The following is a 21378-nucleotide window of genomic DNA, read 5'->3' on the forward strand; positions in this document are numbered from 1 at the left end:
GCGCGGCCCAGCAGGCCACGTTCGCGCCCGCGCCGCCCGGCACCGTCCTGATCGCGGCGGCCGTGTCGGTGCCGGCCGCGAGCGGCCCCCGGTGCCGGGCGACCACATCCGTGACCACGTCGCCGACGACCAGCAGGGCCCCGCCCCCGCCCGTGGTCACCTGCCGGCCCACGCCGTGGCGATCCGCGCCGCCAGCCGTACATTCCCGCGCACGGCCGCCAGATTCGCGCTCAGGGAGGCGCCGTCGGTGTGCCGGACCAGGTAGTCCAGCAGGAACGGGGTCACGGCCTGCCCGGTGATGCCCTGCTCCGCGCAGGCGCGCAGAGCGTCGGCGAGCACGCGTGCGTGCAGCGCGGGATCGAGCTGCTCCGCCGCGGGGACGGGATGGGCGACGATCAGAGCCGACTCCGGCGCGCCGAGCGCGTCCTGGGCCCGCATGACATCCGCGACCTGATCCGGGGTGTCCAGCCTCCAGTCGACCGGATGCCCCGAATCCGAGAGATAGAAGCCGGGGAACCGGTCCGTGCCGTACCCGGCGACGGCCACGCCCAGGGTCTCCAGCCGCTGCAGGGTCGCCGGCACGTCCAGGATCGACTTCACGCCCGCGCAGACCACGGTGATCCGGGTGCGGGCCAGCAGACCCAGGTCGGCCGACTCGTCCTGAGTCACCGTCCACTCCCGGTGCACACCGCCCAGCCCGCCGGTGGCGAACACCCGGATGCCCGCGAGCGCGGCCAGCTGTGCCGTCGCCGACACCGTGGTCGCCCCGCTCACGCCGGCCGCCACGGCGAGCGGCAGATCGCGGTGGCCCAGCTTGCGGATGCCCTCCTCGTTCGCGATCCGCTCCAGCTGCTCCTTGTCCAGGCCGACGCGGGGCCGGCCGTCGAGCACGGCGATGGTCGCCGGTACGGCGCGCTCTCGCCGCACGGCGTCCTCCAGCTCCAGCGCCACCTGCAGGTTGCGCGGGCGGGGCAGACCATGGGCGATGATCGTGGACTCCAGGGCCACCACCGGTCGCCGCGCGTCGATCGCTTCCCGGACCTCTTCCGACACCACCAGCACCAGGCACCGCCTCCCGTCCGTCGGCTTTTCCTCATCTCTGGCGAGCCTCGGCGGCCGCTAAACGCTTGCGGTCTGTGGGGGACGCCACCAGCCTGGGCCGCATGACGAAGAACAGCATGCGTCTCGACCACATCGTCCTGTGGGTGACCGATCCGCTCGCCGCGGCCCGCTTCTACCAAGGGGCCGTCGGACTGGAGCCCGTGCGGGTCGCCGAGTTCGCCGAGGGAAAGGCCGCGTTCCCGTCCGTGCGCGTCAACGACGAGACCATCCTGGACCTCGCCCTGCTCGCCTTCGCGGAACGCATGAAGATGCTGCCCGGTGCGGCCGCCAGCGCCGGCCACCCGGTCAACCACATCTGTCTGTCCCTGCCCGCCGACGCCTTCGACGCCCTGCGCACCCGGCTGGCGGAGCACGGCGTACCCCTGAGCGACATCGGCCACAACTCGTTCGGCGCCCGCGGCAAGGCCTCGCGCAGCTTCTACTTCCGGGACCCCGACGGCAACGTCTTCGAGGCCCGGCACTACGACGAGTAGCCGCACCCGGTCGGCGACGAGCGGAAGGGACTGGTCGGAGTCGAGTGGCCGGTCCCGGTCAGAACAGCGGCTCGGGCAGCACACCCTCCAGGGCGAGCAGCCTGCGCTTGGTCTCCAGGCCGCCCCCGAAGCCGCCGATGCCGCCGTCGCTCTCCACCACCCGGTGACACGGCACGACCACCGGCAGCGGATTGGCACCCATCGCCGCGCCGACCGCCTGCGCCCCGCCGGGCTGCCCGACCCGCCCGGCTAGATCGCCGTACCCCACCACCGTGCCGTACGGCACACCGGCCGCCAGCTCGCGCAGCACCTGCCGGTTGAAACCGGAGATCAGCGACCAGTCCAGCGGCAGCTCGAAGTCGTGCCGCTCGCCCGCGAAGTACGCCAGCAGCTGGCGTATCGCCTCCGCCAGCAGCGGCGAGTCCGGATCCTCCACGGGAGCGCCGCCCAACCGGTCGGCCAGCCGCTCCACGGCGCGGTCGCGCACCGCGTCCGTGGCGTGGAAGACCACATTGACCAGGCCGTCCCGGGTCGCTGCCAGCATCAGCGGCCCGATGTCCGTGCCCACCACGGCCCACACGACCCGCTGTTCATCCTGCCCATGGCTGTCCATGCGCCCACGGTACGACCCGCCACTGACAACGTCCGCCGCGATCAGTTCGAACCCAGCGCCGCCTTCACCACGTCGGGCTTGTTGGTGATCATCCCGTCGACGCCGTAGCCCGCGACCCGGCGGGCGGTGGCCGCGTCGTTCACCGTCCAGGCGAACACCCTGAGCGGCTTGTCGTGCGGCCCCTCGAAGGAGTGCACGGCCGAGACGTACCCCTTGGAGAGAGATCCGTACGACGGGTTGATCAGATCGGTGAAGCGCGCGAACTGATGCAGCTGCGCCGCGGTGGGCGTCCCGAGGTAGGCGGTGGTGATCGCGGGCCTCAGCTCGTGCACGGTCCGGATGCTGTCGGCGCTGAAGCTCTGCACGATCAGCCGCTTCAGATGCCTCTGGTCGAGCCAGCCCTCGCTGCCGAGTTGCTTCAGGATCTGCTGCGCGAGGCCCGGATACAGCTCCGGGTTCTTGATCTCCAGGAGCAGCTTCTCGTGGTTGTGCTCGATGTGGCACATATAGTCCTTCAGCGTCGGCACGCGCGTGCCCGCGTACGCGGGGGAGTACCAGCTGCCGGCGTCCAGGCGGGCGATCTCGGCCGCGGTGAAGTCCTTGACCTTCCACGGCGCCCGGCCGGGGAAGACCTGCTCGACGTTCGTGGTGCGCTGCAGGCTGTCGTCGTGGATGACGACCAGCTCGCCGTCCTTGGTGCGCTGGACGTCGTTCTCGACCCAGGTGAAGCCCAGCTGCGCGGCCTTGTCGATCGAGGCAAGCGTGTTCTCGGGGGCGTAGGCGGAGGCACCCCGGTGGGCGATCACCGTGGTCTCGCTTTCGTCACCGGCCCGGGCGTCGGAGGTGGGGCTCAGCAGCAGGGCCACCGTCCCCAGGACCGCGGCGGCCATGGGGGCAACTACGCGCGCGTGCATGCAGACTCCTCGCGTCGAGCGAATACGGACAGCAACCAGACTGACAGCAGACGGTCAACGACACCTGTGTGCACGATGGCCACACACTCAACGGAGATGTCCATGCCCGCTCACGGGTGCCGCACAACTGCGGCAAGGCCGTGTTTCTTTGCCGGAAAATCGTTCGACCATTCCGGTGGGGGTCATACTCTCTGCGACAACCCTGACCGCGCGGGCGGTCCTGGGCCGGGGGAACATTTCGAGGATTCCGGGACGCAAGAGGGCGGAAGGGCAGCCGCGGATGCAAGGCACGGTCGACGGATTCAGCTACGGGGCCGTCACCCCGCTGGTGGCCTATCTGATGGCCTGCCTCGGTGGCGCCCTCGGCCTGCGCTGCACCACACGGTCCCTGCTGGTCACGCACTCTTGGCGACCCGCCTGGCTGGCCCTCGGCTCGGCTGCGATCGGCTCCGGCATATGGACCATGCACTTCGTCGCCATGATGGGCTTCGCCATCAAGGAGACGCCGATCCACTACGACAAGCCGATCACCTACGCGAGCCTCGGCCTAGCCATCGTCATGGTCGGTGTCGGGATCTTCATCGTCGGCTACCGGGGCGCGACCGGCGCCGCTCTGTTCACCGGCGGCACGATCACCGGTCTGGGCGTCGCCTCTATGCACTACCTCGGCATGGCGGGCGTGCACTTCCACGGGCACTTCACCTACAACACGTTCACCGTCGCCGCCTCCGTGGTCATAGCGGTCGTGGCCGCCACCGCCGCCCTGTGGGCCGCCGGGCGCGTCCGGGGCTTCATGTGGAGCGTGGGGGCGAGCCTCGTCATGGGGCTCGCGGTGAGCGGTATGCACTACATGGGCATGGCGGCCCTGGGCGTCCACCTCGACGGCACGTCCCACGCCGCCGGAGGCGCGCCGGAGCCGTCGGTGCTCGCGCCCATGCTGATCGGCCCGCTCGCTTTCCTGCTCCTCGCGGGCATCGTCGTGATCTTCGATCCGCTGATGGTCATGGGCCGCCCCGTCCCGATACCCGTCGAGCAGAAACCGGGTGTCCCGGCCGCCGCCGTAGCCTCCCACCCGGACCGCCGTCCCGCTCTCCAGGAGGGGCGCCGGCCGGTCCGCAGGGCCGAGCACCACGCCTCCCGGACCCCGCAGAACCGCTGAACCGGGCCCGTTGTCAGTGGGGGGTCGTACGGTGGATGGCATGCGGCCCGTTTCCCACATCGAACGCACGGTGGCGCCTTTCGAGGTCGTCAGCCCCTACCAGCCCAACGGCGACCAGCCGGCGGCCATCGCCGAGCTGGCCCAGCGCATCGAGGCCGGTGAGAAAGACGTCGTCCTGCTGGGCGCGACCGGCACCGGCAAGTCCGCCACCACGGCGTGGATGATCGAAAAGCTCCAGCGCCCCACGCTCGTGATGGCGCCGAACAAAACGCTGGCCGCCCAGCTGGCCAACGAGTTCCGCGAGCTGCTGCCGAACAACGCGGTCGAGTACTTCGTCTCGTACTACGACTACTACCAGCCCGAGGCCTATGTCCCGCAGTCGGACACGTACATCGAAAAGGACTCCTCGATCAACGAGGAGGTAGAGCGGCTGCGCCACTCGGCGACGAATTCGCTGCTCACCCGCCGCGACGTCATCGTGGTCGCCTCGGTGTCCTGCATCTACGGCCTCGGTACTCCGCAGGAGTACGTGGACCGGATGGTCCCCCTCCGCGTCGGCGACGAGATCGACCGGGACGAGCTGCTGCGCCGCTTCGTCGACATCCAGTACACGCGCAACGACATGGCCTTCACCCGCGGCACCTTCCGGGTCCGCGGCGACACCATCGAGATCTTCCCGGTCTACGAGGAACTGGCCGTCCGCATCGAGATGTTCGGCGACGAGATCGAGGCGCTGTCCACACTGCACCCGCTCACCGGCGAGATCATCAGTGACGACGAGCAGTTGTACGTCTTCCCCGCCTCCCACTACGTCGCCGGCCCCGAGCGCATGGAGCGGGCCATCAACGACATCGAGAAGGAGCTGGGGGAGCGCCTGGCCGAGCTGGAGAAGCAGGGCAAGCTCCTGGAGGCCCAGCGCCTGCGGATGCGTACGACGTACGACATCGAGATGCTCCGCCAGATCGGCTCCTGCTCCGGTGTGGAGAACTACTCGATGCACTTCGACGGCCGCTTGCCCGGCTCCCCGCCCAACACCCTGCTGGACTACTTCCCGGACGACTTCCTGCTCGTCATCGACGAGTCGCATGTCACCGTCCCGCAGATCGGCGCCATGTACGAGGGCGACGCCTCCCGCAAGCGCACCCTCGTCGACCACGGCTTCCGTCTGCCCTCCGCGCTGGACAACCGCCCCCTGAAGTGGGAGGAGTTCCAGGAGCGCATCGGCCAGACCGTCTACCTCTCGGCCACTCCGGGCACGTATGAGCTGTCGCGCTCCGACGGCGTCGTCGAGCAGATCATCCGCCCGACCGGCCTGGTCGACCCGGAGGTCGTGGTCAAGCCCACCGAGGGCCAGATCGACGACCTGGTGCACGAGATCCGCAAGCGCACCGAGAAGGACGAGCGCGTTCTCGTCACCACGCTCACCAAGAAGATGGCCGAGGACCTCACCGACTACTTCCTGGAGCTCGGCATCCAGGTGCGCTATCTGCACAGCGACGTCGACACCCTGCGCCGCGTCGAGCTGCTGCGCGAGCTGCGCTCCGGTGAGTACGACGTCCTGGTCGGCATCAACCTCCTGCGTGAGGGCCTCGACCTGCCCGAGGTGTCCCTGGTGGCGATCCTGGACGCGGACAAGGAAGGCTTCCTGCGCTCGGGCACCTCACTGATCCAGACCATCGGCCGCGCGGCGCGCAATGTCTCCGGCCAGGTCCATATGTACGCCGACAAGATCACCCCGGCGATGGAGAAGGCCATCGAGGAGACCAACCGTCGCCGGGAGAAGCAGGTCGCCTACAACAAGGCCAACGGCATCGACCCGCAGCCGCTGCGCAAGAAGATCAACGACATCGTCGCGCAGATCGCCCGCGAGGAGGTCGACACCGAGCAGCTCCTGGGCTCCGGCTACCGCAAGTCCAAGGACGGCAAGGGTGCCAAGGCACCCGTCCCGTCGCTGGGCGACAAGGCGGCCAAGGGCGCGAAGGCCGGCAAGGCGGCCAAGGGCAAGGCGGTGCCCACGGACCGCCCGGCGGCCGAACTCGCCGAGCAGATCGAGGAGATGACCGAGCGCATGCGCGCCGCCGCCGCGGAGCTGCAGTTCGAGATCGCGGCCCGGCTGCGCGACGAGGTCTCGGAGATGAAGAAGGAACTGCGCCAGATGCGGGAAGCCGGCCTCGCCTGAGCTCCCGCCACCCCGCCGGACCTCGGCGTATGCGCCAAGTGTTGCAACACCGACACAAAGCGCGGGCCGGGGTTCGGCACTGTCAGTGCCCCTGCGTAGGGTTCTGGACAACCGCGCACTGCGCGGCAACAGGGGACCTTCGAGAGGGGATTCAGCGGTGTCCGTCAACTTGAGCAAGGGTCAGGCCATCAGCCTGGAGAAGAAGGACGGGGCCACCCTGACCGCGGTCCGTATGGGGCTCGGCTGGCAGGCGGCGAAGCGACGCGGCCTGTTCGGCTCCCGCACCCGCGAGATCGACCTGGACGCCTCGGCCGTCCTCTTCGCCGAGAAGGAGCCGGTCGACGTCGTCTTCTTCCGCCACCTGGTGAGCGACGACGGTTCCGTCCGCCACACCGGCGACAACCTCGTCGGCGGCGTCGGTCAGGGCGGGGACGACGAGGCGATCCTCGTGGACCTGCAGCGCGTTCCGGTCCACATCGACCAGATCATCTTCACCGTCAACTCCTTCACGGGCCAGACCTTCCAGGAGGTGCAGAACGCGTTCTGCCGCCTCGTGGACGAGACCAACGGCCAGGAACTCGCCCGCTACACCCTGGACGGCGGCGGCGACTACACCGCCCAGATCATGGCGAAGGTGCACCGCGCGGGCTCGGGCTGGACGATGACCGCGCTGGGCGCCCCGGCGTACGGCCGTACGTTCCAGGACCTGATGCCGGCCATCCAGCAGCACCTGTAGGACCGCCGCCGCAACCGGCGGGGTGCGTACGACGGAACGACACAGGGGGCGACCGCGATGACGGCCGAGCTGGTGCGGGGGCAGAACCACCCGCTCTCCGAGACCCGGCTGGTGATCCGGATCTCGTCCGGGGTGCCGGTCCTGGCCGGAGCCGCGCTCTGCGACGAGAACGGCACGGTGCACGGCCCCCAGTGGGTGGCTCATCCCGGTGCTCCCGCTCTGCCCGGCGTCGAGGTGTCCCGGCAGGCCGCCACCGGACACCGGCTGGCGGTCGACCTGGGCGCCCTGCCGGAAGCCGTGCACCGGGTCGATGTCTTCCTCGCCCTGCCCGCAGGGACCGAAGGACTGCTCCGGTTCGGTGCCGTCGCCGCCCCGCACACCACGGTCGAGGGCCTCGACGGCACCGAACTCGTCTGCTACACCCTCACCGGCCTGGACAGCGAGACGGCCGTCCTCGCTCTGGAGCTGTACCGCAGACAGGGCGCCTGGAAGGTGCGCGCGATGGGCCAGGGCTACGCGGCCGGCCTCACGGCACTCCTCGCCGACCAGGGACTGCCCAAGGCCACCGACCTCGCGGCCGCCGTCCACGAAGCGTCGGCCCACGCCTATGAGCCATCGGCCCACGACCCGTCCCACGGGCTGCCGGCACCGCTCTCGGCACACTCACCGCACGACACCGCGGACCGCGCACCGCACGACACCTCCGCGACCGTGCCGCACGACGCGTCCGCCGCCACGGCGCACGACACCCCGGCTGCCACGCCACTCGACCCCTACGGGCCCGAACCGCAGGAGACCCGCACCTCCGGGAGTACCGGGCAGACGCCGTCGTCGGCCCCGCAGCGGCCGGAGCAGGCACCCTCGTACGACGCGCAGAACCCGTACGACGCCCAGGCGCCCGGCACCGCCCCGCGAGACCTAGGCAGCCGGGTCGACTACACACACCCCGGCCGGGGACCGCACGGCACACCGCCACCGGCGGCTCCGGCCGCCGACGACCGGCCCGCACAGCCCGTCGCGGGCGACGCCGCGGGCTGGTCGATGGAGGAGCGGCTGTACAACCAGGTCTGGGGCATGTTCGAGGACCTGGCCCGCACGACGGCCGCGTACCGCAGCGCCGTCGACTTCGCCGACTCCCGCCTGGAGAAGGAACTCGACCAGGCCCTCGCCGACCCCCGCGGCCGGCTCGGCAGCGCGGGTGACGCCGCGCGCGAGGCGGCCCACGCCCGACGGACGCAGCTGGTGGACAAGGCGCGCGCGGTCCTCGACCGCGACCTCGCCCAGCTCACCACCGAGTCCGAGGTGGTCGAGCCCGCGCTTCCGCCCGCCTACGCCCGCTGGGACAACCCCGTCTGGCACGGCTACCGCGTCCCCGCCGGGCCCCCGATGGCTCTGCGCCTCGGCGATCTCCACCTGCCCGAGAGCGTGCCGCTGCGCATCCCCCTGCTGGTCAGGCTCCCGCTCGAACGCGGCCTGTGGCTCGACAGCGGCGCGGGGGCGGCCGACGACTTCCCGGACTCCGCAGAGCTACGGCACCTGGCCCTGGAGGCGGCCGTGGCGCTCGCGGTGCGGTTGCTCGCCGTGCATCCGGCGGGGGACTTCGCCGTGCAGGTCATCGACCCGGCCGGCGCCGGGGCCGCCGCGTTCGGCCCGCTGCTGCGCAGCGGCGTGCTCGCCGCGCCTCCCGCGACCGGGGCGGCGGGGGTGACGGAACTACTGGAGCAGCTCACCCGGCGGGTCGACCTGGTGCAGATGGCGCTGCGCGCCGGCGCGCCCGAGTCTCTGCCGGCCGATGTCGACACCGCGAGTCAGCTGCTGATCGTCCACGACTTCCCGCACGGTTTCGACGACCGGGCGGTGACCCGGCTGCGCTACCTGGCCGACGAGGGGCCCGCCGTCGGTGTGCACCTCCTGCTGGTGGCGGACCGCGAGGACGCCACCGCCTACGGCCCCCTGCTCGATCCGCTGTGGCGTTCGCTGCTGCGACTGACGCCCGTTCCCGACGACCACTTCGCCGACCCCTGGGTCGGGCACGCCTGGACCTACGAACCGTCGCTGGTGCCGGCCGGCAGCCAGATCGTTCACCAGGTCCTCACCGAGGTGGCCAGAGCCTTGACCAAGCACAGGTAAAGGAGCCTGACCATGGACTTTGGTCCTTCTTTTGCCTTTCTCTTTACCTTTCCTTGGTGATTTGGTACTGTCTTCCGTACGGAGGGGAGTACTCCCTGGCTGCGGCGCACCCGTCAGTACGGACCGGTTCCGGTCCCGGGGTGTTGGCCCATGGCGGGTGGAAGAGACCTCCGGCAGCGACGACGCTGACGTGTTTGCCGTGACGTAATGCCGGAGGTGCAGTGGAAGTCTCCGTGACCCTGTGGGTCCTGACCGTCGTGGGTCTCGCCGCCCTGATCGCGGTCGACTTCTTCATCGGGCGCAAGCCCCATGAGGTGTCGATCAAGGAAGCCGGTACCTGGACCGTCGTCTGGATCACCCTGGCCGGGCTCTTCGGCCTCGGCCTCCTCCTCTTCGGCGGCGGACAGCCGGCCGGCGAGTTCTTCGCCGGATTCATCACCGAGAAGTCGCTGAGTGTCGACAACCTCTTCGTCTTCGTCCTGATCATGGCGAAGTTCGCGGTGCCCCCGCAGTACCAGCAGCGCGTCCTGCTCGTCGGCGTGCTCATAGCCCTGGTCCTGCGAGCCGTCTTCATCGCCGCGGGAGCCGCGATCATCGCCAGCTTCTCCTGGGTGTTCTACCTCTTCGGCGCCTTCCTGATCTGGACCGCCTGGAAGCTCGTCCAGGAGGCTCGCGCCGACGAGGAGGACGAGGAGTACGAGGAGAACAAGCTGCTCAAGGCCGCGGAGCACAGGTTCGGCGTGGCCGACCGCTACCACGGCACCAAGCTGTGGATCCAGCGGAACGGCAAGCGGGTCATGACCCCGATGCTGGTCGTGATGCTCGCCATCGGTACAACGGACGTCCTGTTCGCCATGGACTCCATCCCCGCGATCTTCGGTCTGACCCAGGACCCGTACATCGTCTTCACCGCCAACGCCTTCGCTCTCATGGGTCTGCGGCAGCTGTACTTCCTCATCGGCGGCCTGCTGAAGAAGCTGGTCCACCTCTCGTACGGCCTGTCGATCATCCTCGGCTTCATCGGCGTCAAACTGATGCTGCACGCCCTGCACGAGTCCGGCGTCCGCGTCCCCGAGATCAGCATCCCGGTCTCGCTCGGGGTGATCTGCGCGGTCCTGGTCGTGACCACCATCACCAGCCTGATGGCCACCAGGAAGCAGACCGCCGTCGAGGCGGTGCACACCGGTGGTGAAAGTGCCCCGAAGGACAGCGTCGACGCCTGACCAAGCCCGCGACAGGTGCGGTCGTGACGGGAGCGGGGCTACGCGAAGCAGATACCCGTTTCCGTCGCTGCCGGGCCGGGGGCGGAAAGGATGCAAAGTATCCGAAAAGAGTGGAATGCGAATCCTGTACGTCTCTGCGACCATCGCGGCATGATCACTCGGCTCCGGTCGCTCACCCGGCGATGGACGATCCTCGTGCCGTTCCTCGCGGTCGTCCTGCTGGCCTTCACCTGGGGCCGTGACCTGCCGGGCGCGGTCGTCGCGCTGGTGACCCTGGTGCTCGCCGGCTCCGTCCTGGCGGCCGTGCACCACGCCGAAGTCGTCGCCCACCGCGTCGGTGAACCCTTCGGGTCCCTGGTGCTCGCCGTCGCCGTCACGATCATCGAGGTGGCTCTGATCGTCACCCTCATGGCCGACGGCGGCGACAAGAGTTCCACCCTGGCCAGGGACACCGTCTTCGCCGCCGTGATGATCACCTGCAACGGCATCGTCGGGCTCTGCTTGCTCGTCGCCTCCCTGCGGCACGGCACCGCGGTGTTCAACCCCGAGGGCACCGGCGCCGCCCTGGCGACCGTGGCAACGCTCGCCACGCTCAGCCTGGTGCTGCCGACCTTCACCACCAGCAAGCCCGGACCCGAGTTCTCCCCGGTGCAGCTGGCCTTCGCCGCGGTGTCGTCACTGATTCTGTACGGCTTGTTCGTGGCCACCCAGACCGTGCGCCACCGCGACTACTTCCTGCCGATCACCCGGCAGGGCGAGGTCATCACCGCCGACGACCACGCCACACCGCCGTCCGCGCGCACCGCCTGGATCAGCCTCGGTCTGCTCGGCCTGGCCCTGATCGGCGTGGTGGGCCTGGCCAAGGGCGTGTCGCCCACCATCGAGACGGGAGTGGAGGCGGCCGGCCTGCCCCACGCCGTCGTCGGTGTGATCATCGCCCTGCTCGTCCTGCTGCCGGAGACGATCGCCGCGCTGCGCTCCGCACGCCGCGACCGGGTACAGACCAGCCTCAACCTCGCACTCGGCTCGGCCATGGCCAGCATCGGCCTGACCATCCCGGCCGTCGCCCTCGCCTCCGTCTGGCTGTCCGGACCACTCGTCCTCGGCCTCGGCTCGACCCATATGGTGCTGCTCGCGCTGACCGTCGTGGTCAGCTCCCTCACGGTGGTGCCCGGGCGGGCCACCCCGCTGCAGGGCGGAGTCCATCTGGTGATCTTCGCGGCCTACCTGGAACTGGCGATCAACCCGTAGCCGTCTGTTCGGCCTCAGCCGTCAGCTTGTCGCCGGCTCCACAGCCGGTACGGACACCGGGCGGGTCTCGGGCAGCAGGGCGAAGCACGCGAGACTGAGCAGCGCGACGCCCGTGAGATAGACGCCCACGCTCCAGGGGACCCGGCCGCTGTGCTCCGCGAGCGCCGTGGCCACGATCGGGGTGAGGGCGCCGCCCAGGACTCCGCCGAGGTTGTAGCCCACCGCGGCGCCCGTGCAGCGCACGCGCGCCTCGTACAGCTCCGGCAGATAGGCGGCGATCACCGCGAACATGGTGATGAAGGAGACCAGGGCGCCCAGGATGCCGAGAAACATCAGCAGCGGCTGGCCGGTGGCCAGCAGCGCGACCATCGGAAACATCCACAGGCAGCAGGCCGCACAGCCCGTCAGACACATCGGCCGGCGCCCGTAGCGGTCGCCGAGCACCGCCATGAACGGCGTGAGAGACGCCTTCACCACCACCGCGGCCATGACACAGGTCAGCATCACCGTCCGGCTCACCCCGAGCCGCTCCGTCGCGTAAGCCAGCGACCAGGTCGTCACCGCGTAGAAGACCGCGTAGCCCGCGGCCAGCGCCCCGGCCGTCAGCAGCACCAGCCGCCCGTGGTGCCGTACGACCTCGACGAACGGCACGCGCGCGTGGTCGTCGATCTCCAGAAACCGAGGACTCTCGGCGAGCGAGGAGCGCAGCCACAGCCCGGCCAGCGCCAGCGCACCGGCCGCCCAGAACGGCACCCGCCACCCCCAGCGCGCGAACTCCGCGTCGGACAGCGTCGCCGACAGCGCGAGCATCACCCCGTTGGCGAGCACGAACCCGAACGCGGGCCCCACCTGCGGAAAGCTGGACCACAGGGCGCGTCGCCCGGGCGGTGCGTGCTCGGCGGTCAGCAGCACCGCCCCGCCCCACTCCCCGCCGAGGCCCAGACCCTGCAGGAAGCGCAGCACGAGCAGCAGCGCGGGCGCGGCGACGCCGATCGATCCGTATGACGGCAGGCAGCCCACCGCGACCGTCGAGGCGCCCGTGAGCAGCAGCGAGAGCACCAGCACCGGCCGGCGTCCGCGCCGGTCGCCGAGGTGCCCGAACAACACCGAGCCCAGCGGCCGAGCCACGAACCCCGCTCCGAACGTCGCGAACGCCGCCAGCGTCCCTGCCAGCGGCGAGAACGCCGGGAAGAACAGCGGCCCCAGGACCAGGGCGGCCGCCGTGCCGTAGACGAAGAAGTCGTAGAACTCGATCGCGGTCCCCGCCAGGGAGGCCACGGCGAGCCGCAGCATCGACGGTGTGCTCACGGTGCGTGCAGGTGCCATGCTGCGTCAACTACCCACGGTGATCACGGGTTACGGGGGGCGCGTGGAGGTGATGAAGCGACCGGAGTGTGCGCCGAGGCGACGGCGCGCGCGGCTCGTCGTCCGCTGTGGCCACCGTGATAGACCGGGTGCGAGCGGCGGTCGTAGGCGTACCGCCCCGAACGGACCGGAGGAACCGTGCCCCGCACCCTGGCCAACGCCCCGATCATGATCCTCAACGGGCCCAACCTGAACCTGCTCGGCCAGCGCCAGCCCGAGATCTACGGCAGGGACACACTGGCCGACGTCGAGGCGCTGTGCGCCAAAGCCGCGGCCGCGCACGGTGGCACGGTGGACTTCCGGCAGTCCAACCACGAGGGCGAGTTGGTCGACTGGATCCACGAGGCGCGTCTGAACCACTGCGGGATCGTCATCAACCCCGGGGCCTACTCCCACACGTCGGTCGCGATTCTGGACGCACTCAACACCTGTGACGGCATGCCCGTCCTGGAGGTGCACATCTCCAACATCCATCAGCGCGAATCGTTCCGGCATCACTCCTACGTCTCGCTGCGCGCGGACGGCGTGATCGCCGGATGCGGAGTGCAGGGCTATGTGTTCGGCGTGGAGCGCGTGGCCGCCCTGGTGGGCGCGGCCCAGGCCGACGCGTAGCCGGAACCGGCGGCCCGGGCCGACGCGCCGCTACAGCCGGCCCGCCTCCACGATCCGCCGCAGGAAGCGCCGCGTGCGCTCCTGCTGCGGATCACCGAAGACCTGCTCGGCGCTGCCGCGCTCCAGCACGACCCCACCGTCCAGAAAACAAACCTGGTCGGCGACGTCCCGCGCGAAGCCCATCTCGTGCGTCGCCAGCACCATGGTCATGCCGTCGTCTTTGAGCCCCCGGACCACCTCCAGCACCTCGCCCACGAGTTCGGGGTCGAGCGCCGCCGTGATCTCGTCCAGCAGCAACAGCCGGGGCCGCACGGCGAGCGCTCGTACGATCGCCACACGCTGCTGCTGACCGCCGCTGAGCCGGTCAGGGTAGGCATCCGCCTTGGCACCGAGTCCGAGGCGCTCCAGCAGCTCCCTGGCCCGTTCCTCGGCGTCCGCGCGGGAGACGCCGTGCACCCTGCGCGGGGCCAGCGTGATGTTGTCCAGCACGCTCATGTGCGGGAAGAGGTTGTACGCCTGGAAGACCACGCCGATCCGGCGCCGCACCGCGTCCTGGTCGACGCGCGGATCGGTGATCTCCTCGCCGTCCAGCCAGATCGCGCCGTCGTCGATCTCCTCCAGGAGGTTGGCGCAGCGCAGCAGTGTGGACTTGCCCGAGCCGGAGGCGCCGATCAGCGCGGTCACCGTGTGCGGCGCGACCTCCAGACCGACGTCCCGCAGTACGACGGAGCCGCCGAAGGTCTTGCGGACGGACTCCATGCGCAGGACGGGCGCGTCTGCGTCGCTCATAGCGATCCTCCCTGGGCCCGCTGCCGGTCCATCCGGGCCGTCACCCAGTCCGTGAAGCGGGTCATCGGAATGGTCAGCGCCACGAACACCAGCCCCGCGACGATGTACGGCGTGTAGTTCAGACTGCGGCCCACGATGATGTCGGCGGCCCGCACGGCGTCCACCGCGCCGCCGATCGACACCAGACCGGTGTCCTTCTGCAGCGACACCAGGTCGTTCAGCAGCGGCGGCACCTGACGCCGTACCGCCTGGGGGAGGACGACATAGCGCAGGGCCTGGCGGTTGGTCAGGCCCAGGGAGCGGGCCGCGGCGCGCTGCGAGGGGTGGATCGACTCGATTCCGGCCCGGAACACCTCGGCCACGTACGCCGAGTACGTCAGCGTCAGCGCCGTACCGCCCAGGAGCACCGGATCGACCGTCACGCCCTGCAGCCGCAGTGCCGGGACGCCCAGGACCACGATCATCAGGTTGATGATCAACGGGAGGCCGCGGAAGAAGTCGGTGTAGGCGGCTGCCAGCACTCGCAGCGGGAAGAACACCGGGCCGCGCAGGGTGCGGGCGATCGCGATCAGCATGCCGAGGACCAGGACGGCGACGCCGCAGACCGCGAGCAGGCGGACGTTCAGCCACAGCCCTTCGAGGACCTTCGGCAGCGCCTCGCGCGCGTACTGTGCGCTGAAGAACGTCTCCTTGGTGCGCGGCCAGCCCGGCGCGTTGACCACGACCAGGTACAGCACGACGGCCGTGACCAGGGTGGAGAGCGCCGCGATGGCCGTGGCGCGGCGGGCACGCGCGCGTTTGTGGCGCTCGCGTTCCAGCCGCCGTTCGGAGGGTGCGTAGCCATCACCGGTGGCAGCGCCGGTCAAGCCGTCCTTGCCGTCGGCCCCCTCCCGGGCCGACTCGCCCTTGGTGACCGTCACTTGAGCACCGGGGCGTCGACGGCGTCGGAGAGCCACTGCTTCTCGAGCTTCGCCAGCGTGCCGTCCTTGCGCAGGGCGTCCACGGCGCCGCTCACGCATGAGGTCAGCGCGCTGCCCTTGTCCAGCACCAGCCCGAACTGCTCGGGCGTGCCGCCCTGGTTCTCGAACTGGCCGACAATCTTCGCGTTCGTCACCTCGGCCGAGGTGATGTAGAACGCGGTCGGCAGATCGACGACGATGGCGTCGACCTGGCCGTTCTGCAGCGCCGACTTGGCCTGGTCGTTCTTCGCGAACGCGGCGGCCTCCTGCTTCGGCTTCACCACGTCGGTGATGTAGTCGAGGCTCGTGGTGCCCACCTGGGCGCCCAGCTTGAGGTCCTTCAGGTCCGCGATGCTCGTCGCCTTGGCCGCCTTGCCGCCCTTCAGCGCGATGACGGCCTGGCGCACGTCGTAGTAGCCGGAGGAGAAGTCGACGGCCTTCTTGCGCTCGGCGCTGATCGACACCTGGTTGATGTCGAAGTCGAAGGTCTTCACGCCGGGCGCGAACGCCTTGTTGAACGGCACGCTCTGCCAGACGACCGCGCTCTTGTCGTAACCCAGCCGGCGGGCCACGGCGTAGGCGACCGCCGACTCGAAGCCCTTGCCGCTGGCCGGCTTGTCGTCCTTGAACCAGGGCTCGTACGCCGGCTCGTCCGTCGCGATCGTCAGCTTCCCGGACGTCTTGGAGGCCAACTTGCCCTTGGCGCAGCTCTTCGCGGCCGAGCCGGAGGGGCCGGCCGACGCCTTGTCCTCAGGCTGCGGAGCGCAGCCGACAGCGGTGGCGAGCAGGGCTACGGTGGCGGCGGCCAGCGCGCGGCGCAGGGCGCGGGAACGCGTGGTGCGGGGGGCGAGATGCATGGCGGGAGATTGACAGCCGGCCCCCCGTTTGTCCAGGTCACGACCACAACTGTTCGCATAGTGGGAACGGGTGTTGCAGTCGTGTGAACGGCAGCTGTGTGAACGACGCGTGCGGTGCGGGTCTTTGGCCAGGGCCGCCGGCCGAGGGCGGGGTGGGAGACCGGCGGCCCCACCGCACAGGAGCCGTCATCCTCTGCGGCGCTGCTGCCAGTTGACCGCGCGACGGGGCGCGCCGGGAGCGCGCACGCGCCGCCGACGTGTGCGAAAAGTTCACACGGGGCGCGCGCGATGAAAACGCGCCTGGCGTTCGCTACCCGTGCCCGGCGCTCACCACCCGCGCCCCGCGCTCACCACCCGCGCGCGTGCCACTCCGGCAGATGCGGCCGTTCCGCTCCCAGCGTCGTGTCGTTCCCGTGCCCGGGATACACCCAGGTCTCGTCCGGGAGTGCGTCGAAGATCTTCGTCTCCACGTCGTGGATCAGACTGGCGAAGGCCTTCGGATCCTTGCGCGTGTTGCCGACGCCGCCCGGGAAGAGGCAGTCGCCTGTGAAGACGTGCGGGTGGCCGTGCGGGTCGTCGTAGACCAGCGCGATCGAACCCGGGGTGTGCCCGACGAGATGCCGCGCGGTGAGTTCCACCTGCCCCACCCTGATGACGTCGCCGTCGTTCACCGCGACATCGGTGGGCACCGGGATACCCGGGGCGTCCTCCCGGCCGGCGTACGTACGCGCGCCCGTGGCGGCGACGACCTCGGCGAGCGCCTGCCAGTGGTCGCCGTGCTGATGTGTGGTGACGACGGATGCGATGCCGTCGTCACCGATCATGCCGAGGAGCGTCTCCGCCTCGTTGGCCGCGTCGATCAGAAGCTGCTCGTCGGTGGCCCGGCAGCGCAACAGATAGGCGTTGTTGTCCATCGGGCCGACCGCGATCTTCGTGATCATCAGGTCTTTCAGCTCATGCACATCCGCCGGTCCGCCGACTCTGACTTCTCCGGTGTACGTCATGGTGATCAGCCTATAGCGGAGAGGGGCCCGCGGACCGTCGGCGGCCTACAACGGAGGCAGCTTCGGCAGCGCGCCGTTCGCGGTCAGACGGGAGCCGTCGCGCCGCCCGGCGAGCCAGCCCAGCAGGTCGGCAGCCGTACCCTCGACCGCGACCGGTCCGCCCGCCGCGCCGCCGCCGGTGGTCCAGGACCTGCCGTCGCCGGCGGCGAGGACGGTCGAGGGCACCTCCTTGTGCCCGGCGAAGCGGTCCGCCAGGAAGTCGATCTCGCGCTCGACGAACTCCGCCGGAACATCCTCCAGCTCGTACCCGATGCCGAGATCCACATGGTGCAGCTCGACCTCGGCCCACCGCCGGAACGGCACCCGGGACGCCGAGTCGGTGACCCCGTTGCGCAGCTCCACCGTGCGCGTCCAGTCCGCCGGCGCGTCCGCCGCCGTCTGGAAGCGGGCCGTGCTCTCGCGCAGGTCGGCGAGCTGGGCGTCGAGGGGGCGCGGGGCGTCCCGCTCGATGTCGGCGTCCCGCGCCTCGGCGCTCGTGTACATGGGGCGACCCTCCAGGACGTTCACCAGCGCGTCCGCGTTGCGGGCGAGGTGGGCGAGGACGTGTCCGCGGGTCCAGCCGGGGAGCCGTGACGGCTCGGCGAGCGACGCGTTGTCCAGTTTGGCGACCGCGGTGAGGAGCCGCTCGGTCGCGTCACGTACACAGGCCAGGTCATGAGCGTGATCAATCATGAGCCTGACACTAGCCCGGCCACACCTTTGGGTGAAGGTGGTGAACCTCGTCCGCTAATCGAAAGCACGTGCTATATCGTCGGAGGCGGCGTCGGGCATGCTGGATGGCCGGAGGTTGTTATGCAACCGGGCAATCCGACCGGCGTTGTCAGTGGCTCCCCCTAGTCTGAAGAAGCACGGGGGCCCCGCCCCTGTCACTTCTCTCAAGAAAGGTGCGGACCGGCGTGGCCGACCGTCTCATCGTCCGTGGCGCGCGCGAGCACAATCTGAAGAATGTGTCGCTCGACCTGCCTCGTGACTCGCTCATCGTCTTCACGGGCCTGTCCGGGTCGGGCAAGTCCTCCCTGGCCTTCGACACGATCTTCGCGGAGGGCCAGCGCCGCTACGTGGAATCGCTCTCCTCGTACGCCCGGCAGTTCCTCGGCCAGATGGACAAGCCGGACGTCGACTTCATCGAGGGCCTGTCCCCGGCGGTCTCCATCGACCAGAAGTCGACATCGCGCAACCCGCGCTCGACGGTCGGCACGATCACCGAGGTCTACGACTATCTGCGTCTGCTCTTCGCGCGCATCGGCAAGCCGCACTGCCCGGAGTGCGGCCGCCCGATCTCACGCCAGTCGCCGCAGGCCATCGTGGACAGGGTCCTGGAGCTGCCGGAGGGGAGCCGCTTCCAGGTGCTGTCCCCGCTGGTGCGCGAGCGCAAGGGCGAGTTCGTCGACCTCTTCGCCGACCTCCAGACCAAGGGCTACTCCCGCGCGCGCGTGGACGGCGAGACGATCCAGCTCTCCGACCCGCCGACGCTGAAGAAGCAGGAGAAGCACACCATCGAGGTGGTCGTCGACCGCCTCACGGTCAAGGACTCCGCCAAGCGCCGCCTCACCGACTCCGTGGAGACCGCCCTCGGCCTGTCCGGCGGCATGATCGTGCTCGACTTCGTCGACCTCCCCGAGGACGACCCCGAGCGCGAGCGCATGTACTCGGAGCACCTGTACTGCCCGTACGACGACCTGTCCTTCGAGGAGCTGGAGCCCCGCTCCTTCTCCTTCAACTCGCCCTTCGGCGCCTGCCCCGAGTGCACCGGCATCGGCACGCGCATGGAGGTCGACCCGGAGCTGCTCGTCCCGGACCCGGACAAGTCCCTGGACGAGGGCGCCATCCACCCCTGGTCGCACGGACACACCAAGGACTACTTCGGCCGCCTCATCGGCGCCCTCGCGGACGCCCTCGGCTTCCGCACGGACATCCCGTTCGCGGGCCTGCCCCAGCGCGCGAAGAAGGCCCTGCTCTACGGCCACAAGACCCAGATCGAGGTCCGGTACCGCAACCGGTACGGCCGCGAGCGCGTGTACACCACGCCCTTCGAGGGCGCGGTGCCGTTCGTGAAGCGCCGGCACAGCGAGGCCGAGAGTGACGCCAGCCGTGAGCGCTTCGAGGGCTATATGCGCGAGGTGCCCTGCCCCTCCTGTGAGGGCACGCGTCTGAAGCCGATAGTCCTCGCGGTCACGGTCATGGAGAAGTCGATCGCCGAGGTCTCCGCGATGTCGATCAGCGACTGCGCGGACTTCCTGGGCCGGCTGACGCTGAACGCCCGGGACAAGAAGATCGCCGAGCGAGTCCTGAAGGAGGTCAACGAACGGCTCCGCTTCCTGGTCGACGTCGGCCTGGACTACCTCTCGCTGAACCGCGCGGCCGGCACGCTCTCCGGCGGCGAGGCCCAGCGCATCCGCCTGGCCACCCAGATCGGCTCCGGCCTCGTCGGCGTCCTGTACGTCCTGGACGAGCCGTCCATCGGTCTGCACCAGAGGGACAACCACCGGCTGATCGAGACCCTGGTCCGGCTGCGCGACATGGGCAACACCCTCATCGTCGTGGAGCACGACGAGGACACCATCAAGGTCGCCGACTGGGTGGTGGACATCGGCCCCGGCGCCGGTGAGCACGGCGGCAAGGTCGTGCACAGCGGCTCCCTGACGGAGTTGCTCGCCAACACCGAGTCGCAGACGGGGGCGTATCTCTCGGGCCGCAAGGCGATCCCGGTGCCGGACATCCGCCGTCCTCTCGACCCGTCCCGGCAGCTCACGGTGCACGGCGCCCGCGAGAACAACCTGCAGGACATCGACGTGTCCTTCCCGCTGGGCGTGTTCACGGCCGTCACGGGCGTGTCCGGATCTGGCAAGTCGACGCTGGTCAACGACATCCTCTACACGCACCTGGCCCGTGAGCTGAACGGCGCGAGGAACGTCCCCGGACGGCACACGCGCGTGGACGGCGACGACCTGGTCGACAAGGTCGTGCACGTCGACCAGTCGCCGATCGGCCGCACCCCGCGCTCCAACCCGGCGACGTACACCGGTGTCTTCGACCACATCCGCAAGCTGTTCGCCGAGACCACCGAGGCGAAGGTCCGTGGCTATCAGCCCGGCCGCTTCTCCTTCAACGTCAAGGGCGGCCGCTGCGAGAACTGCGCGGGCGACGGCACGATCAAGATCGAGATGAACTTCCTCCCGGACGTCTACGTCCCGTGCGAGGTCTGCCACGGCGCCCGGTACAACCGGGAGACCCTGGAGGTCCACTACAAGGGCAAGTCCATCGCCGACGTGCTGAACATGCCGATCGAGGAGGCCACCGAGTTCTTCGAGGCCGTCCCGGCCATCTCCCGGCATCTGAGGACGCTGAAGGACGTCGGCCTCGGTTACGTCCGCCTCGGCCAGTCCGCCACCACCCTCTCCGGCGGTGAGGCCCAGCGCGTGAAGCTGGCCAGCGAACTGCAGAAGCGGTCCACCGGGCGCACGGTCTACGTCCTGGACGAGCCGACCACCGGTCTGCATTTCGAGGACATCAGCAAGCTGCTGAAGGTCCTCGGCGGCCTGGTCGACAAGGGCAACACGGTCATCGTCATCGAGCACAACCTCGACGTGATCAAGACCGCCGACTGGATCGTGGACATGGGTCCGGAGGGCGGCGCCGGCGGGGGCCTCGTGGTCGCCGAGGGCACGCCCGAGGAGGTCGCCGGGGTTCCGGCCAGCCACACCGGCAAGTTCCTGCGCGAGATCCTTGGCGCCGACCGCATCAGCGACGCGGAACCGGTGAAGGCTCCGCGTGCCACCACGGCCAGGAAGACGGCCGCGGCGAAGACGGCGGCCAAGAAGACGGTGACGGCCAGGGCCAACAACACGGCGACCGAGAAGGCCGCCACGGCCACCAAGAAGACGACGCCCGCGAAGAAGACGACGCGAGCACGCAAGGCCTGACACACCACC

Annotated in this window: 18 protein-coding genes and 1 pseudogene; 9 read left to right on the forward strand and 10 right to left on the reverse strand. The window is 69.9% G+C overall.

Annotation, left to right across the window (positions count from 1 at the left end; all coding sequences use genetic code 11):
• Both M878_RS000000100390 and M878_RS81475 read right to left on the reverse strand, forming a co-directional pair.
• Positions 1-172 (reverse strand): annotated as a pseudogene (locus tag M878_RS000000100390) (sugar kinase); the annotation flags it as partial.
• Positions 157-1065 carry a pseudouridine-5'-phosphate glycosidase gene (locus M878_RS81475; protein WP_031226456.1) on the reverse strand — a complete coding sequence of 303 codons (909 nt, stop codon included), beginning with the start codon at positions 1063-1065 and terminating at the stop codon, positions 157-159. The pseudogene M878_RS000000100390 and the gene M878_RS81475, both read right to left, overlap by 16 nt.
• Positions 1066-1163: 98 nt before the next feature.
• Here M878_RS81475 and M878_RS81480 point away from each other — a divergent pair, with 98 nt between their 5' ends.
• A complete protein-coding gene (locus M878_RS81480) occupies positions 1164-1595 on the forward strand; it encodes a VOC family protein (protein ID WP_023551568.1) in 432 nt (143 codons plus the stop codon).
• Between the two features lie 58 nt (positions 1596-1653).
• Here M878_RS81480 and M878_RS81485 read toward each other — a convergent pair whose 3' ends face one another.
• Positions 1654-2208: a methylated-DNA--[protein]-cysteine S-methyltransferase gene (locus M878_RS81485; RefSeq protein WP_031226457.1), complete on the reverse strand. Its 555-nt coding sequence runs from the start codon at positions 2206-2208 to the stop codon at positions 1654-1656.
• A 41-nt stretch (positions 2209-2249) separates the two neighbouring features.
• Entirely contained in the window at positions 2250-3122 is an 873-nt protein-coding gene (locus tag M878_RS81490) for a glycerophosphodiester phosphodiesterase (RefSeq protein WP_031226458.1), read from the reverse strand.
• 280 nt (positions 3123-3402) lie between these two features.
• Between M878_RS81490 and M878_RS81495 the strand changes: the two genes are divergently transcribed.
• The 6 genes from M878_RS81495 to M878_RS81520 all read left to right on the forward strand — a co-directional run bounded on the left by M878_RS81495 (position 3403) and on the right by M878_RS81520 (position 11800).
• Positions 3403-4281: an MHYT domain-containing protein gene (locus tag M878_RS81495; RefSeq protein ID WP_023551571.1), complete on the forward strand. Its 879-nt coding sequence runs from the start codon at positions 3403-3405 to the stop codon at positions 4279-4281.
• Positions 4282-4321: 40 nt separating this feature from the next.
• Positions 4322-6460, forward strand: coding sequence for an excinuclease ABC subunit UvrB (gene uvrB, locus M878_RS81500; RefSeq protein WP_023551572.1), 2139 nt, complete (start codon positions 4322-4324; stop codon positions 6458-6460).
• 157 nt (positions 6461-6617) lie between these two features.
• Positions 6618-7196, forward strand: a complete 579-nt coding sequence (locus M878_RS81505; protein WP_023551573.1) for a TerD family protein — start codon at positions 6618-6620, stop codon at positions 7194-7196.
• Positions 7197-7253: 57 nt separating this feature from the next.
• Entirely contained in the window at positions 7254-9326 is a 2073-nt protein-coding gene (locus M878_RS81510) for a TerD family protein (protein WP_023551574.1), read from the forward strand.
• Between the two features lie 221 nt (positions 9327-9547).
• The gene (locus M878_RS81515) at positions 9548-10549 is read left to right on the forward strand and encodes a TerC/Alx family metal homeostasis membrane protein (RefSeq protein WP_023551575.1); all 1002 of its coding nucleotides are present in this window, start codon (positions 9548-9550) and stop codon (positions 10547-10549) included.
• A gap of 150 nt (positions 10550-10699) precedes the next feature.
• Positions 10700-11800: a calcium:cation antiporter gene (locus M878_RS81520; protein ID WP_023551576.1), complete on the forward strand. Its 1101-nt coding sequence runs from the start codon at positions 10700-10702 to the stop codon at positions 11798-11800.
• Between the two features lie 21 nt (positions 11801-11821).
• On the opposite strand, the gene M878_RS81525 is transcribed toward M878_RS81520, so the two are convergent.
• The gene (locus tag M878_RS81525; RefSeq protein ID WP_245238257.1) at positions 11822-13126 is read right to left on the reverse strand and encodes an MFS transporter; all 1305 of its coding nucleotides are present in this window, start codon (positions 13124-13126) and stop codon (positions 11822-11824) included.
• A gap of 177 nt (positions 13127-13303) precedes the next feature.
• Here M878_RS81525 and aroQ point away from each other — a divergent pair, with 177 nt between their 5' ends.
• Positions 13304-13777, forward strand: a complete 474-nt coding sequence (gene aroQ / locus M878_RS81530) for a type II 3-dehydroquinate dehydratase (RefSeq protein WP_023551578.1) — start codon at positions 13304-13306, stop codon at positions 13775-13777.
• Between the two features lie 30 nt (positions 13778-13807).
• Here aroQ and M878_RS81535 read toward each other — a convergent pair whose 3' ends face one another.
• The 5 genes from M878_RS81535 to M878_RS81555 all read right to left on the reverse strand — a co-directional run bounded on the left by M878_RS81535 (position 13808) and on the right by M878_RS81555 (position 18118).
• On the reverse strand, positions 13808-14566 hold the full coding sequence (locus M878_RS81535) for an amino acid ABC transporter ATP-binding protein (RefSeq protein ID WP_023551579.1): 759 nt from the start codon (positions 14564-14566) through the stop codon (positions 13808-13810).
• Positions 14563-15486, reverse strand: a complete 924-nt coding sequence (locus M878_RS81540; protein WP_023551580.1) for an amino acid ABC transporter permease — start codon at positions 15484-15486, stop codon at positions 14563-14565. Before M878_RS81540 ends, M878_RS81535 begins: the two co-directional genes overlap by 4 nt.
• Entirely contained in the window at positions 15483-16382 is a 900-nt protein-coding gene (locus M878_RS81545; protein WP_023551581.1) for an ABC transporter substrate-binding protein, read from the reverse strand. The genes M878_RS81540 and M878_RS81545 overlap by 4 nt, the downstream gene beginning before the upstream one ends.
• Positions 16383-16729: 347 nt before the next feature.
• On the reverse strand, positions 16730-17386 hold the full coding sequence (locus M878_RS81550; RefSeq protein ID WP_023551582.1) for an MBL fold metallo-hydrolase: 657 nt from the start codon (positions 17384-17386) through the stop codon (positions 16730-16732).
• A 45-nt stretch (positions 17387-17431) separates the two neighbouring features.
• Positions 17432-18118 (reverse strand): maleylpyruvate isomerase family mycothiol-dependent enzyme, encoded by a 687-nt coding sequence (locus M878_RS81555; RefSeq protein WP_023551583.1) that lies wholly within the window; start codon positions 18116-18118, stop codon positions 17432-17434.
• Between the two features lie 224 nt (positions 18119-18342).
• Between M878_RS81555 and uvrA the strand changes: the two genes are divergently transcribed.
• The gene (gene uvrA / locus M878_RS81560; RefSeq protein ID WP_023551584.1) at positions 18343-21369 is read left to right on the forward strand and encodes an excinuclease ABC subunit UvrA; all 3027 of its coding nucleotides are present in this window, start codon (positions 18343-18345) and stop codon (positions 21367-21369) included.
• Positions 21370-21378 lie beyond the last annotated feature (9 nt).

Origin of the sequence: Streptomyces roseochromogenus subsp. oscitans DS 12.976 (genome assembly GCF_000497445.1) — a bacterium.
Classification (GTDB): domain Bacteria; phylum Actinomycetota; class Actinomycetes; order Streptomycetales; family Streptomycetaceae; genus Streptomyces; species Streptomyces oscitans.

What these genes read in the sequence shown, in the direction of transcription:
- M878_RS81480 (WP_023551568.1), top strand. Translation starts at nt 1,164, where the DNA reads ATGACGAAGAACAGCATGCGTCTCGACCACATCGTCCTGTGGGTGACC.
- M878_RS81485 (WP_031226457.1), bottom strand. Translation starts at nt 2,208, where the DNA reads ATGGACAGCCATGGGCAGGATGAACAGCGGGTCGTGTGGGCCGTGGTG.
- M878_RS81490 (WP_031226458.1), bottom strand. Translation starts at nt 3,122, where the DNA reads ATGCACGCGCGCGTAGTTGCCCCCATGGCCGCCGCGGTCCTGGGGACG.
- M878_RS81495 (WP_023551571.1), top strand. Translation starts at nt 3,403, where the DNA reads ATGCAAGGCACGGTCGACGGATTCAGCTACGGGGCCGTCACCCCGCTG.
- uvrB (WP_023551572.1), top strand. Translation starts at nt 4,322, where the DNA reads ATGCGGCCCGTTTCCCACATCGAACGCACGGTGGCGCCTTTCGAGGTC.
- M878_RS81510 (WP_023551574.1), top strand. Translation starts at nt 7,254, where the DNA reads ATGACGGCCGAGCTGGTGCGGGGGCAGAACCACCCGCTCTCCGAGACC.
- M878_RS81520 (WP_023551576.1), top strand. Translation starts at nt 10,700, where the DNA reads ATGATCACTCGGCTCCGGTCGCTCACCCGGCGATGGACGATCCTCGTG.
- M878_RS81525 (WP_245238257.1), bottom strand. Translation starts at nt 13,126, where the DNA reads ATGGCACCTGCACGCACCGTGAGCACACCGTCGATGCTGCGGCTCGCC.
- M878_RS81535 (WP_023551579.1), bottom strand. Translation starts at nt 14,566, where the DNA reads ATGAGCGACGCAGACGCGCCCGTCCTGCGCATGGAGTCCGTCCGCAAG.
- M878_RS81545 (WP_023551581.1), bottom strand. Translation starts at nt 16,382, where the DNA reads ATGCATCTCGCCCCCCGCACCACGCGTTCCCGCGCCCTGCGCCGCGCG.
- M878_RS81550 (WP_023551582.1), bottom strand. Translation starts at nt 17,386, where the DNA reads ATGACGTACACCGGAGAAGTCAGAGTCGGCGGACCGGCGGATGTGCAT.
- M878_RS81555 (WP_023551583.1), bottom strand. Translation starts at nt 18,118, where the DNA reads ATGATTGATCACGCTCATGACCTGGCCTGTGTACGTGACGCGACCGAG.